The organism is Microbacterium sp. NPDC090007 (genome assembly GCF_044748345.1).
Lineage (GTDB): Bacteria > Actinomycetota > Actinomycetes > Actinomycetales > Microbacteriaceae > Microbacterium.
Genome location: NZ_JBIVFV010000001.1, coordinates 1,613,734 through 1,626,200, shown reverse-complemented (window position 1 = coordinate 1,626,200; position 12,467 = coordinate 1,613,734). Strand labels below are relative to the sequence as shown.

15 protein-coding genes are annotated in these 12,467 nt (G+C 70.3%); 3 read left to right on the top strand and 12 right to left on the bottom strand.

What is annotated here, in order from left to right:
- Positions 1-39 precede the first annotated feature (39 nt).
- From ACIPVB_RS07595 to infC, 6 genes are all read right to left on the bottom strand, one after another.
- Positions 40-939: a glutamate ABC transporter substrate-binding protein gene (locus ACIPVB_RS07595; protein ID WP_400367920.1), complete on the bottom strand. Its 900-nt coding sequence runs from the start codon at positions 937-939 to the stop codon at positions 40-42.
- A 128-nt stretch (positions 940-1,067) separates the two neighbouring features.
- The gene (locus tag ACIPVB_RS07590) at positions 1,068-1,829 is read right to left on the bottom strand and encodes an amino acid ABC transporter ATP-binding protein (RefSeq protein ID WP_400367918.1); all 762 of its coding nucleotides are present in this window, start codon (positions 1,827-1,829) and stop codon (positions 1,068-1,070) included.
- 51 nt (positions 1,830-1,880) lie between these two features.
- Positions 1,881-2,702 (bottom strand): TrmH family RNA methyltransferase, encoded by an 822-nt coding sequence (locus tag ACIPVB_RS07585; protein ID WP_400367916.1) that lies wholly within the window; start codon positions 2,700-2,702, stop codon positions 1,881-1,883.
- A gap of 103 nt (positions 2,703-2,805) precedes the next feature.
- The gene (gene rplT, locus ACIPVB_RS07580; RefSeq protein ID WP_108317752.1) at positions 2,806-3,189 is read right to left on the bottom strand and encodes a 50S ribosomal protein L20; all 384 of its coding nucleotides are present in this window, start codon (positions 3,187-3,189) and stop codon (positions 2,806-2,808) included.
- 29 nt (positions 3,190-3,218) lie between these two features.
- Positions 3,219-3,413 (bottom strand): 50S ribosomal protein L35, encoded by a 195-nt coding sequence (gene rpmI / locus ACIPVB_RS07575; protein ID WP_013583375.1) that lies wholly within the window; start codon positions 3,411-3,413, stop codon positions 3,219-3,221.
- A 47-nt stretch (positions 3,414-3,460) separates the two neighbouring features.
- Positions 3,461-4,126, bottom strand: a complete 666-nt coding sequence (infC, locus tag ACIPVB_RS07570) for a translation initiation factor IF-3 (RefSeq protein ID WP_400368213.1) — start codon at positions 4,124-4,126, stop codon at positions 3,461-3,463.
- A gap of 215 nt (positions 4,127-4,341) precedes the next feature.
- Between infC and ACIPVB_RS07565 the strand changes: the two genes are divergently transcribed.
- Positions 4,342-4,758 (top strand): DUF1844 domain-containing protein, encoded by a 417-nt coding sequence (locus ACIPVB_RS07565; RefSeq protein ID WP_400368212.1) that lies wholly within the window; start codon positions 4,342-4,344, stop codon positions 4,756-4,758.
- Positions 4,759-4,997: 239 nt separating this feature from the next.
- On the opposite strand, the gene ACIPVB_RS07560 is transcribed toward ACIPVB_RS07565, so the two are convergent.
- Genes ACIPVB_RS07560 through ACIPVB_RS07535 form a run of 6 tightly spaced genes read right to left on the bottom strand, consistent with a single transcriptional unit; the run spans position 4,998 to position 9,354 of the window.
- A complete protein-coding gene (locus ACIPVB_RS07560) occupies positions 4,998-5,819 on the bottom strand; it encodes an SseB family protein (protein ID WP_400367913.1) in 822 nt (273 codons plus the stop codon).
- On the bottom strand, positions 5,803-6,549 hold the full coding sequence (gene priA, locus ACIPVB_RS07555; protein WP_400367911.1) for a bifunctional 1-(5-phosphoribosyl)-5-((5-phosphoribosylamino)methylideneamino)imidazole-4-carboxamide isomerase/phosphoribosylanthranilate isomerase PriA: 747 nt from the start codon (positions 6,547-6,549) through the stop codon (positions 5,803-5,805). Before priA ends, ACIPVB_RS07560 begins: the two co-directional genes overlap by 17 nt.
- A 46-nt stretch (positions 6,550-6,595) precedes the next feature.
- Entirely contained in the window at positions 6,596-7,219 is a 624-nt protein-coding gene (hisH, locus tag ACIPVB_RS07550; RefSeq protein WP_400368210.1) for an imidazole glycerol phosphate synthase subunit HisH, read from the bottom strand.
- Positions 7,220-7,239: 20 nt separating this feature from the next.
- Positions 7,240-7,854, bottom strand: a complete 615-nt coding sequence (gene hisB, locus ACIPVB_RS07545; protein WP_400367910.1) for an imidazoleglycerol-phosphate dehydratase HisB — start codon at positions 7,852-7,854, stop codon at positions 7,240-7,242.
- The gene (locus ACIPVB_RS07540) at positions 7,851-8,945 is read right to left on the bottom strand and encodes a histidinol-phosphate transaminase (protein WP_400367908.1); all 1,095 of its coding nucleotides are present in this window, start codon (positions 8,943-8,945) and stop codon (positions 7,851-7,853) included. Before ACIPVB_RS07540 ends, hisB begins: the two co-directional genes overlap by 4 nt.
- A gap of 58 nt (positions 8,946-9,003) precedes the next feature.
- Positions 9,004-9,354 (bottom strand): LysM peptidoglycan-binding domain-containing protein, encoded by a 351-nt coding sequence (locus ACIPVB_RS07535; protein WP_400367906.1) that lies wholly within the window; start codon positions 9,352-9,354, stop codon positions 9,004-9,006.
- Between the two features lie 257 nt (positions 9,355-9,611).
- Here ACIPVB_RS07535 and lexA point away from each other — a divergent pair, with 257 nt between their 5' ends.
- Together lexA and ACIPVB_RS07525 are read left to right on the top strand one after the other, a co-directional pair.
- Positions 9,612-10,298: a transcriptional repressor LexA gene (gene lexA / locus ACIPVB_RS07530; protein WP_400367905.1), complete on the top strand. Its 687-nt coding sequence runs from the start codon at positions 9,612-9,614 to the stop codon at positions 10,296-10,298.
- A 234-nt stretch (positions 10,299-10,532) separates the two neighbouring features.
- The gene (locus ACIPVB_RS07525; RefSeq protein ID WP_400367904.1) at positions 10,533-12,443 is read left to right on the top strand and encodes a S9 family peptidase; all 1,911 of its coding nucleotides are present in this window, start codon (positions 10,533-10,535) and stop codon (positions 12,441-12,443) included.
- The last annotated feature ends 24 nt before the right edge of the window (positions 12,444-12,467 follow it).

Below are 12,467 nucleotides of genomic sequence, written 5' to 3'. Positions count from 1 at the left end.
GATTCCGGGGGCGGCGCGGGAGCGCCGCCCCCGGAATGCTCACTCGTCGGCGGTGGGCTGGTCGCCCTCGATGCCCGACGGCGCGAGGTTCTTGTCGAACAGCGCCGTCCAGACGTCGCCGCCGTCGTTGAAGAGGGTGTTGATGTGGTCCTTCAGGACGGTGTCGCCCTTGGGCAGGCCGACGCCGTAGCGCTCCTCGCTGAAGGTGTCGCCCGCGATCTTGAAGGCGTCGGGCTCTTGGGCCACATAACCGGCGAGGATCGCCTGGTCGGTCGTGACGGCGTCGACCGAGCCGGCACGAAGCTGCTCGAGGCACTGGGTGTAGGTGTCGTACTCGACGGTGTCGCCGGGGCTGTACTCGTCGCGGATGCGCTGCAGCGGGGTCGAGCCGGTCACCGAGCAGACGATCTTGCCCGAGAGGTCGTCGGGGCCGTTGATGTCGGAGTTGTCCGCCGCGACGAGCAGACCCTGACCGGTGATCAGGTAGGGCCCGGCGAAGTCGATCGACTCCTTGCGCTTGTCATTGATCGAGTAGGTGCCGACGTAGTAGTCGATGTTGCCGTTGACCAGTTCCTGCTCGCGGTTGGCGGAGGGGATCGTCTTGTATTCGATCTTGTCGGCGTCGAAGCCGAGGGAGGCCGCGATCCACTGGGCGATCTCGACGTCGAAGCCGCCGCGCTCGTTGCTCACGGGGTCCTTGAAGCCGAGGCCGGGCTGGTCCTCCTTGACGCCGACGACGACCTTGTCGGCCGAGACCATGCGCTCGTAGGTCGGGCTGCCGTCGAGCGAGACGTCGGACGCGACCTCCCAGAGCTGGGTGGTGTCGGCGCCGCCCTCGGCGCCGGGAGCCGCACCGGGGGTGCCGCTGTTGCAGGCCGTCAGAGCCAGCAGGCCGGCGGCGATGATGCCCGCGCCGGCGAGAAAACGAGTCTTGCGCATGTGATGTCTCCTTGGTTACGTGTGCTGTGCGGATGGATGAGTCGTCGGGGACGGCGCGCGGGATCGACCGGGGAACGGTTGATGAGCGGTCGGCGGGGAACCTCCTCGTTCGACGCCGTCGGGGCAGGTCAGTGCGTGATGAGCTTCGAGAGGAAGTCCTTCGCGCGGTCGGATTCGGGGCGGGTGAAGAACTGCTCGGGGGCCGCCTGCTCGACGATCTGCCCGTCGGCCATGAACACCACCCGGTTCGCGGCCTTTCGCGCGAAGCCCATCTCGTGCGTGACGACGATCATCGTCATCCCGTCCTTGGCGAGACCGACCATGACGTCGAGCACCTCGTTGATCATCTCGGGGTCCAGCGCCGAGGTCGGCTCGTCGAACAGCATGACCTTGGGCTTCATCGCCAGGGCACGCGCGATCGCGACGCGTTGCTGCTGACCACCCGAGAGCTGGGCAGGGAGCTTGTCGGCCTGGTGGCCGACCCCCACGCGCTCCAGGAGCGCACGGGCCTCTTTCTCGGCATCCGCCTTCTTCATCTTGCGGACCTTGAGGGGGCCGAGCGTGACGTTCTCGAGGATCGTCAGGTGCGCGAACAGGTTGAACGACTGGAAGACCATGCCGACGTCGGCGCGCAGCTCGGCCAGACCCTTCCCCTCTTTGGGGAGCTCTTTGCCGTCGATGGTGATCGAACCGCTCGTGATGGTCTCGAGGCGGTTGATCGTGCGGCACAGCGTCGACTTGCCCGACCCCGAGGGGCCGATGACCACGACCACCTCGCCGCGGTCGACGGTGAGGTCGATGTCTTTCAACGCCTGGAATTGTCCGTAGTGCTTCTGCACGTCGGAGACGACGACCAGGGGCTCGGTGCGCGTCGGGGGAACGGATGCCATGCCTTCACCCTATGAGGGCGACCGGCGCCCGACCACATTCCCGCGCGCGCCTTAACCGTTCTGTAACAGCGACCCTCCGTCGGCGCGTTGCGCGAAGGCCGTCTCGTACAGGCACACGCTCGCCGCCGTGGCGAGGTTCAGCGACTCGGCACGACCGTAGATCGGCAGACGCAGGGCGAGGTCCGCGTGCGCCAGTGCCACCTCGTCGAGACCCCGCGCCTCGTTGCCGAACAGCCACGCCGTGGGCTGCGAAAGAAGCTCACGGGATGCGAGGAAGTCCCCGCCGTCCACATCGGCGGCGACCACGCGCAGCCCCGCCTCGTGCACCCGCTCGACCACGTCGGCGAGTTCGAGGTCGACGGCCACGGGCACGTGGAACAGCGATCCCGTCGACGAACGCACGACCTTGGGATTGTAGGGGTCGACCGTGCGACCCGTCAGGATCACGGCGTCGGCGCCCGCGGCGTCGGCGGCGCGGATGATCGTGCCCAGATTGCCGGGATCGCGCACCTCTTCGCAGATCGCGATGAGCCGCGGCCGCTCGGCGAGGATGTCCTTCAGCGCCGTCGGCGCCTGCCGCGCCACCGCGACGATGCCCTGCGGCGTCACGGTGTCGGCCATGGCATCCAGAACCGCTTCGGTCGTGTACTGCAGGTCGACACCCGCCCGCTCGACGGCGTCGCGCACGTCGGTGTGCTTGTCCATCGCCGTCGGCGTGGCGTACACCTCGAGCACGGTCTCGGGCGCCCAGGCGAGGGCCTCGCGCGCGGCCTGCGGCCCCTCGAGCAGGAACAGGCCGGTCTCCTGCCGGGCGGCGCGCCTGCCGAGCTTGGCCACGGCGCGTACCCGCGGCGAACGGGGGTTCTCCAGCACGCTACGAGTGTATGGCGCCGACGGCATGACCCCCGGATGCCGCGCGGGAACGACGGAACGGGCGCCCTCCGAAGAGGACGCCCGTTCCGGGGAGAGACGACGCTTACGCGGTCTTCGCGGCGTTGACGTCGCTGGGCAGGGCCGCCTTCGCGGTCTGCACGAGCGAGGCGAACACGGCGGGCTCGTTCACCGCGAGCTCGGCGAGCATGCGACGGTCGACCTGCACACCCGCGAGGCCGAGGCCCTGGATGAAGCGGTTGTACGTGAGACCGTTCTGACGGGACGCGGCATTGATGCGCTGGATCCACAGACGACGGAAGTCGCCCTTGCGCTTGCGACGGTCGCGGTACGCGTAGACCAGGGAGTGGGTGACCTGCTCCTTGGCCTTGCGGTACAGGCGCGAACGCTGTCCGCGGTAACCGGAGGCGCGCTCGAGGATGACGCGACGCTTCTTGTGGGCGTTTACGGCCCGCTTGACTCTAGCCATTTCTGTTTCTTCCTAACGTGCGTCGGCGCTCAGAGACCGAGGAGCTTCTTGGCGACCTTCGAGTCACCCTTGGCCAGGACCTGCTCCTGGTTCAGGCGACGGGTGCGCTTCGAGGCCTTGCCTTCGAGGTTGTGGCGCATACCGGCCTGCTGCTTCATGAGCTTGCCGCTACCGGTGAGCTTGAAGCGCTTCTTGGCACCCGAGTGGGTCTTCTGCTTCGGCATCTGTCTTCCTTCGTTGGTGTTCCCGGCGAAGCGGGAGTCGGGGAGCTTTACTCGGCGGGGGCCGAGGTGGGCGTTTCTTCCGAAGCCGAGTCGCCGCGGGCTGCGCTGCGCGCCGCCTCGCGGTTCGCCGCGCGCTGCGCGTTCTGCTCGGTCTTGACCTCGGACTTGTTCTTGTGAGGAGCGACCACCATCACCATGTTGCGACCGTCGATCGTGGGGTTCGACTCGACGGTTCCGAACTCGGCGACGTCTTCGGCGAACTTGCGGAGCAGGCGCACACCCTGCTCCGGACGCGACTGCTCACGACCGCGGAACAGGATCATGGCCTTCACCTTGTCGCCCGCCTGCAGGAATCCCTCGGCGCGCTTGAGCTTGGTGATGTAGTCGTGGGCCTCGATCTTCAGGCGGAAACGGACCTCTTTGAGGACGGTGTTCGCCTGGTTACGACGCGTCTCTTTGGCCTTCTGAGCGGCCTCGTACTTGAACTTGCCGTAATCCATGATCTTGACCACGGGCGGCTTCGAGCTCGGCGCAACCTCGACCAGGTCGAGGTCCGCTTCCTGGGCCAGGCGCAGCGCAGCTTCGATTCGGACGATGCCGACCTGCTCGCCGTTGGGTCCGACGAGACGGACCTCCGGGACTCGGATGCGCTCGTTGGTGCGGGGATCGCTGATGCGGAACTCCTCTTGTGTGCGGGTGGTGGCCGCCGCGATCCGATCGGACCACGGGCGAAGAGGAGTACACACGCCACCCGGCACGGTGCTGCCAGCACCGGCTTCTGCACCCTGGCGACTCCGTGGGAACGGAGCGGAGTGCGGGAACCCGGTAGCCTGGAGCGGCAAGCGCGGGTGGGATGTGATCCTCTTTCGTACGGAGTGAAACACTCCGAAGCCCGCCATAGTCTAGCAGAGAGATCCACGTGGACACGATTCCCTCCGACCAGCCCGCCGACGACCGGGGCGACCACCGTCACGGAACAGAGGACGAGCGCCTCGCCCGCTGGGAGGAGCAGGAGCGCGCATCCGCCTCCGCCACCCGCGACATCGCCGACGTCCCCGCCGTCGAGGTCATCACCACGGCGGCCGTGCACCTCATGAGCGCCGCGGCCGTCAAGACGGGGCTCGCCGACAATCCCGCTGAGCAGCTCGATCTCGACGAGGCCCGCAAACTCATCAACTCCCTCGCGGGTCTGATCACCGCCGGGGCCCCCGAGATCAGCGACATGCACGCGCGATCGCTGCGCGACGGGCTGCGCTCCCTGCAGCTCGCGTTCCGCGAGGCGTCCGTCATCCCCGATCCGATCGGCAAGGGGCCGGGCGAGAAGTGGACGGGTCCCGTCACGTAAGTCGTTCGTTCCGGGGGTACCGGGCTCGGTGACGCCCCCGTCCTCAGGCGAGGGCGGGGGCCCTCCCGGTCGCCTCAGGACGGGGGCGTCCCCTCGTGCTGTACCGCAGCACAGCTCCCCCGCGGCGCCCGCGGGCACCTGTCGTGAGAACAGGCGATGCCACGAGAACAGGACGGTTGAGAGGGAATCGGCCTGTTGTCGTGGCATCCCCTGTTCTGATGACCTCGAACGGGCGGCGGTCAGGCGTCGGAGCTGCGGTGGAGCTTGACCGTCAGCGAGTCGACGAGGACGGCGATGCGGTCGTCGGCGGCCCAGCGGCGCGCGATGCGGGCGAGCACGGCATCCAACTCGTCCTGCTCCAGACCCGACATGAGCTGCAGGTGCACGATCAGCTCGGGTCCGCGCAGGCGACCACTCGGGTCGCCGGCCTCGACGGCGAGATCGAGCACCGCCAGCTCGCCCGAGATGCTCTGCTGGAGCCCCGTGAAGACCGTCGGTGAGGTGTGAGCGGGCTCCCACGCCTCGCCCTGCGCGATCGCCCAGACGGCCGGGCGACGGATGACGAACTCGGTCTCGGACGCCGGATCCACGACGATGAGCTCAGTATCCTCGGAGGCGGCCGCGAGGGCGGTGCGCCGGCCGTCGGCCGGAACCGGTCGCGCCGCGGCATCCCAGGCCTGCATCGCCGTGACCGAGGTGAAGACGGGCAGCACCTTGCGGCCGTCGGGCGCGGCCACCGTGACGATCGAGAGCTCCTGCGTCTTGTCGACCTCGAGGCCGTGCGCGCCGACGCCGTGGTCGCCCTTCTCGGCGACGAGGGGGATCAGCAGGCGCGCATCGCGGTAGGCGTCGATCACCGCGCGCGCGTCGGACTCCCCCGTCCGGAACGCCACGAGAGCGGCCAGCAACGCCGGGTCGGCCGAACCGTCGTCTCCGGAGTGCGGATTGGAGTCGAAGCGGCGCCCCTCCCAGGGCACGCCGGCCGAATCCGCGCCCGGACGCGGAGCGTCGTGCCCCGCGCCGTCCGCCCCGCGCGGGTCGCCGTCAGTGTCCGGCGACATCCAGCGCCTCAGCGAGCGTGAACTGCCCCGCGTACAGGGCCTTGCCCACGATGGCGCCCTCGACACCCAGCGGCACCAGATCGCGCAGCGCGGCGATGTCGTCGAGGCTCGACACCCCGCCGGAGGCCACGATCGGCTTCGGCGTGCGCTGCGCCATCTCGCGCAGGAGCTCGATGTTCGGTCCGCGCAGCGTCCCGTCCTTGGTGACGTCGGTGACGACGTACCGGCTGCACCCCGCGTCTTCGAGGCGCTCCAGCACCGTCCACAGGTCGCCGCCATCGCGGGTCCAGCCGCGCGCCGCGAGGGTCGTGCCGCGCACGTCGAGCCCGACGGCGATGGCCTCGCCGTAGCGGTTGATCACGTCGGCGGCCCACTCGGGGTTCTCGAGCGCGGCGGTGCCGAGGTTGATCCGGCTCGCACCGCTCTCGAGCGCGGCCTCGAGCGAGCGGTCGTCCCGGATGCCGCCGGACAGCTCGACCTGCACACCCTTGACCTGCTTGATGACCTTGCGCATGACCCCCGCATTGCTGCCGCGACCGAAGGCGGCATCGAGGTCCACCAGGTGGATCCACTGCGCGCCCTGGCGGGCGAAGTCCGCGGCGGCATCGACCGGATCGCCGTAACTGGTCTCGGTGCCGGCCTCGCCCTGGGTCAGACGGACGGCCTTGCCGTCGGCGACGTCGACCGCGGGAAGCAGGACAAGTTCGGGCGTGGACGCGAAATCGTTCATGGCTCCTCGCACCCCTCGGCGCATCTCGCCGAGCCCGGGCACGAGGTCACACAGTAGTCGTGCGCAGCCCGTCGATCCAATTGGACAGCAGACGGATGCCGGCCTCGCCCGACTTCTCGGGGTGGAACTGCGTGGCCGCGAGCGGACCGTTCTCGACCGCCGCGATGAACGGCGCGCCGTAGGTGCACCACGTGACCGCCGGCTGCGGGAACGGCGGCATGACCTCGAGGGACCACTCCTGAGCGGCGTAGGAGTGCACGAAGTAGAACCGTTCGTCTTCGATGCCCTCGAACAACCGGGAGCCCTCTCCGACGGAGACCGTGTTCCATCCCATGTGCGGCAGCACCGGTGCCTGCAGCTCGCCGACGGTTCCGGGCCACTCCCCCAGTCCGGGCGTGTCGGTGCCGCGTTCGATGCCGCGCTCGAACATGACCTGCATGCCGACACAGATCCCCAGGACGGGACGACCGCCCGCGAGCCGGCGATCGACGATCTCGCCGCCCCGGCTCGAGGTGAGCGCCCCCATGACCGCGCTGAAGGCCCCCACACCCGGCACCAGGAGCCCGTCGGCGTCGAGCAGGAGCGCACGATCCGAGGTCAGGCGCGCGTCGGCGCCCGCCTCGACGAGAGCCTTCACGGCCGAGTGGACGTTCCCCGAGCCGTAGTCCATGACCGCGACGACGGGCTTGCTCACAGGGCCCCCTTCGTGCTCGGGATGCCGTCGACCAGCGGATCGAGCGCCTTGGCCTGCCGGAAGGCCCGTGCGAGCGCCTTGTACTCGGCCTCGGCGATGTGGTGCGGGTCGCGGCCTCCGATGACGCGCACGTGCACGGTGAGAGCCGCGTGCACCGAGATCGCCTCGAACGAGTGGCGGACGAGGGAGCCGGTGAAGTGACCGCCGATCAGGTGGTGCTCGAATCCGACCGGCTCGCCCGTGTGGACGAGATACGGCCGACCGCTGATGTCGACGACGGCCTGCGCGAGGGCCTCGTCGAGGGGCACCAGCGCGTCGCCGTACCGCGCGATGCCGGACTTGTCGCCGAGCGCCTGGCGGATCGCCTGGCCGAGCACGATCGAGGTGTCTTCGACCGTGTGGTGCGCGTCGATGTGCGTGTCGCCCGTGGCGCGCACGCGCAGGTCGGTCAGGGAGTGCTTCGCGAAGGCTGTCAGCATGTGGTCGAAGAACGGCACACTCGTCGAGATGTCGCTCGCGCCCCGCCCGTCGAGGTCGAGTTCGAGTTCGACGCGCGATTCGCTCGTCTCGCGGATGATCGAGGCGGTGCGGGAGGCGGTGGGGCCGGTCATGCGCGGGATCCAATCGAGGCGAGGGCGTCCAGGAATGCGGTGGTCTCGTCGGCCGTCCCCGCCGACACGCGCAGGTGGTGCGGGATGCCGACGTCGCGGATGAGGACGCCGCGGTCGTACAGGGCCTTCCAGGTCGCGGACGGGTCGTCCACGCCCCCGAAGAGCACGAAGTTGGTCCAGGACTCGTGGGCGGTGTAGCCGAGAGCCGCCACCGTCGCCGAGATGCGGTCGCGTTGCGCGACGATCTCGTCCACCATGCCGAGCATCGTGTCGGCGTGTCCGAGCGCCGCGGTGGCCGCGGCCTGGGTGAGGGCACTCAGGTGGTAGGGCAGTCGTACAAGGCGCAGGGCGTCGACGAAGGCGGGGTCGGCGGCGAGGTAGCCCACGCGCGCGCCGGCGAACGCGAACGCCTTGCTCATGGTGCGCGACACGACCAACCGCTCCCGGCCGGGCAGGAGCGACAGGGCCGAGGGCTCGTCGCGCGGCGCGAACTCCTCGTAGGCCTCGTCCACGATCACGACACCGTCGGTCGCGTGGTAGACCGCTTCGATCACATCGAGACGCAGCGGGGTACCGGTGGGATTGTTCGGCGCGCAGAGGAAGACGATGTCGGGTCGCTGCTCGCGCACCTGCGCGGCGGCGGAGGCGGCGCTCAGGGTGAAATCGTGTTCCCGCTCCCCCGCGATCCAACGGGCGCCGGTCGCGCGCGTCAGGATGGGGTACATCGAGTACGTGGGAGCGAACCCCATCGCAGTGCGGCCCGGACCGCCGAAGGCCTGCAGGATGTGCTGCAGCACCTCGTTGGAACCGTTCGCCGCCCAGATCTGGTCGGGAGAGAGACCGTGACCGAGATAGGTCGCGAAAGCCTCGCGCAGCGGAGTGAACTCACGATCGGGGTAACGGTTCACATCGCGCAGCGCCCGGGCGACGGCGTCGAGGATGTCGTCCGCGACCTCGGCGGGGACCGGATGCGTGTTCTCGTTGACGTTCAGGGCCACGGGGAGGGCCGCCTGCGGGGCTCCGTAGGGAGTCATCCCCCGCAGATCATCGCGAAGAGGAAGGTCGTCGAGGCGTACGGTCACCCCACCCATCGTAGGCGTCGACGCGCGCGTCAGCGTGCCCGGTGAAATCCGCCCGACGGGGGGATCCTCAGCTGCCGGGGGCGTATTCAGCCGGAATGGCGATGCGCTGGCCGGCCGCGACCGACCCGCCCGAGAGGGCGTTCAGACGGGTGATCTCGGCGACGACGTCTCGGGGGTCGTCCCCGGGTGCGAGTTCTTGCGCGATCGACCAGAGGGTTTCGCCGTTCATCACCGTGATCTCGGCGAACGACCCGGCGGGCGCACCGACCTCGCCGGAGGCGAGAGCAGAGCCGCCGCCCACGGCGGCGATGCCGATCGCGGCGGCCACGGGGAAGGCGACCAGGAACGCCACGACGCGACGCCCGCGGGCGGTGATGCGCAGGCGAGTGGTCGGGACGGTGAGGGCGATGCTGCTCATGGTGTGCTCCTTGACGGGGAGAGATTCGCACCCCACCCTCGGCCGGGAGGACGGGGTGCGAATCTGTATTCCGAACCTATATTCGATAGTGCGGTGGTGTCAACAACCCATCCGTCGGACGTGAATCGAACGCGACACGCGCGGAGATCCGTGCGTGTCGTACCGATCACCGGATACGGTTTCGACACGGAGACCGCATCACCAACCTCCGACATTCGAAGATCCGCTGCGATGTGCGCGGCGCGAGGGGAGCCCAGATGACCGACGCGACGACCGCCGGCCGCGAACGACCGCAGACCCGTCGGCGCAAGAACCTCAGCGACAAGCAGCTCGCGATCCTCGAAGTCATCCAGCGCTCGATCGCCCGGCACGGCTACCCGCCGAGCATGCGCGAGATCGGAGACGCCGTCGGGCTGAAGTCGCTGTCGAGCGTGACCCATCAGCTCAACCAGCTCGAGCTCAGCGGGTATCTGCGGCGCGACCCGGGCAAGACCCGCGCGATGGAGGTGCTGATCGACCTCCCCGGCGCCGCCGCCGAGAACCCCGCCGACACGGCGCCCGCTCTGGGCGACGCCGCCCTGGTCCCCCTCGTCGGGCGCATCGCCGCGGGCGTGCCCATCACCGCCGACCAGCAGGTCGAAGAGATTTTCCCCCTCCCGCGCCAGCTCGTGGGCAAGGGCGAGTTGTTCATGCTCAAGGTGTCGGGCGACTCCATGATCGATGCGGCCATCTGCGACGGCGACTGGGTCGTCGTCCGATCGCAGGCGACGGCCGAGAACGGCGAGATCGTCGCGGCGATGCTGGACGGCGAGGCCACGGTCAAGACGTTCCGCCGTCGCGACGGCCACACCTGGCTCCTGCCCCGCAACAGCGCCTTCGAGCCCATCCTCGGCGACGAGGCGGTCGTGCTCGGCCGGATCGTCGCGGTCCTGCGCACCGTCTGACGCGCGCAGCGCGGGCGCGGGGCGCCTCGCCCCGTTCTCGGAGGGACGCACCGACCTCGGAACATCGTGAGGCGGTCACCCGACGGGGGTGCGTTCCTCCGAGAACGGTGACGCGTGCCCGGCCGACGGCGGCCGTGCGATCCGCTGCCGCGTACGCGTGAGAACACCCGGGGGTCGATCGTCGAGCGCGCCGCACCCGCAGCGCTGTCGGACCCCCTGCGTAGGGTGGATGCCATGGCTCTCACGCTCCCGTACGGATCCTGGCCCTCCCCGCTCACGGCCGAGGCCGTGGCCGCGTCCTCGCCGCGCATCGACGGGGCTCTGCTGGTGGGCGGCGAGGTGTGGTGGGGCGAATCCGCCCCGGCCGAGGCCGGCCGGGTCGCGGTCCGGCGTCGCCGCGCCGACGGTGCGGTCGAGACCGTTCTGCCCGCCCCCTTCAACGCGCGCTCCGCCGTGCACGAGTACGGCGGTGGCGCGTGGGCGGCATCGCCCGACGGCGAGCTCTACTTCGTCGAGAAGAGCGACCAGCGCGTCTACGCGCTGACCCCCGGCGGGCAGCCGCGCCCCCTCACCGGCGCCGACGACGCGGTGCGCCACGGCGGCCTGCGAATCGATCGCGGGGCGCTTCTCGCGATCCGCGAGACGCACGGCTCCGCACGCGTGCCGGCTCGGGCGGTCGTGCGCATCGCGACCGACGGGTCGCAGACGGTCGAGGCCCTCGCCGACGGCAGCGACTTCCTCGCGCAGCCCGCTCTGTCCCCCGACGGCCGGCATCTCGCCTGGGTGGCGTGGGACCATCCCGCCATGCCGTGGGACCGCACCGCGGTCCGCGTCCGGGATCTCGAGACCGGTGAGGTACACCAGGTGGCCGGGGGTCCGCGTCGCGCCCCCCTGCAACCGGTGTGGATCGCCGACGACGAGCTGCTCTACGCCGACGATCCGGACGGCCGGTGGAATCTGTTCCGCCACCCCCTCGCCGGCGACGCGCAGCCGCTCGCACCGGCCGACGCCGACACGGGTGGGGGCCTGTGGGTGCTCGGCACCCGCTGGTTCGGCGCCACCGACGACGGACGTGTGATCGCCGTCCGCACGCAGGGGGCGGACGAGATCGTCGAGATCTCGCCGTCGGGCGTGCGCCCCCTCGACGTCCCCTCGGTCGCCACCTCGTCGATCGACGACGTCCAGGGCACGCGCGCCCTGGTCTCGGGGGCGGACGCCCACGGCCGCGCGGGCCTCTGGCTCGTCGACCTCGACTCGGGCGACGTCGACCTCGTCACCGGCGGCGCCGGCTCCTGGTCCCCCGAATGGATGCCGACGGCCCTGGCCCTCGAGACCGCCGGACCGCACGGCCCGGTGCACGCGTTCGCCTATCCGCCCACGCACCCCGACGCCGTCGCCCCCGACGGCGAGCGGCCGCCGTACGTGGTGATGGTGCACGGCGGGCCGACCTCGCACGTCGGTCCCGCGCCCTCCGCCAAGACGGCGTTCTTCACCAGCCGGGGCATCGGCGTCCTCGACGTCAACTACGGCGGGTCGACCGGCTACGGCCGCGCCTATCGCGACCGGCTTGCGGGCCAGTGGGGCGTGGTCGACGTCGACGACGTCGCGGCCGCGGCATCCGCCCTCGCCGACGCGGGACTCGCCGACGCCGACCGCATCGCCATCGCGGGCGGGTCCGCCGGAGGGTGGACGGTGCTCGCAGCGGTGACCACCACCGACGTCTTCGGGGCGGGGATCTCGCGATACGGCGTCGGCGACGCCCGTGCACTGGCCGACGACACGCACGACTTCGAGGCGCGCTACCTCGACGGGCTCATCGGACCGCTGCCCGAGGCCGAAGACGTCTACCTCGAGCGCTCCCCCCTGAGCCACCCCGAACGTTTCCGGGTGCCGCTGCTCATCCTGCAGGGCTCCGAGGACCGGGTGGTCCCGCCGTCTCAGGCCGAGGCCATCCGCGACGCGCTCGTGGCACACCGCATCCCCCACTCCTACGTCCTCTACGAGGGCGAGGGGCACGGGTTCCGTCGCTCCGAGACGGTGATCGACTCCCTGCAGCGCGAGCTCGGGTTCCTCGGCGCGGTGTTCGGCTTCGACACCCCCGGCGTCCCACCCCTCACCCTGGACCAGAGCCCCACGGCGCCCTGACGACGGCGGCCCCGCCGACGTGAC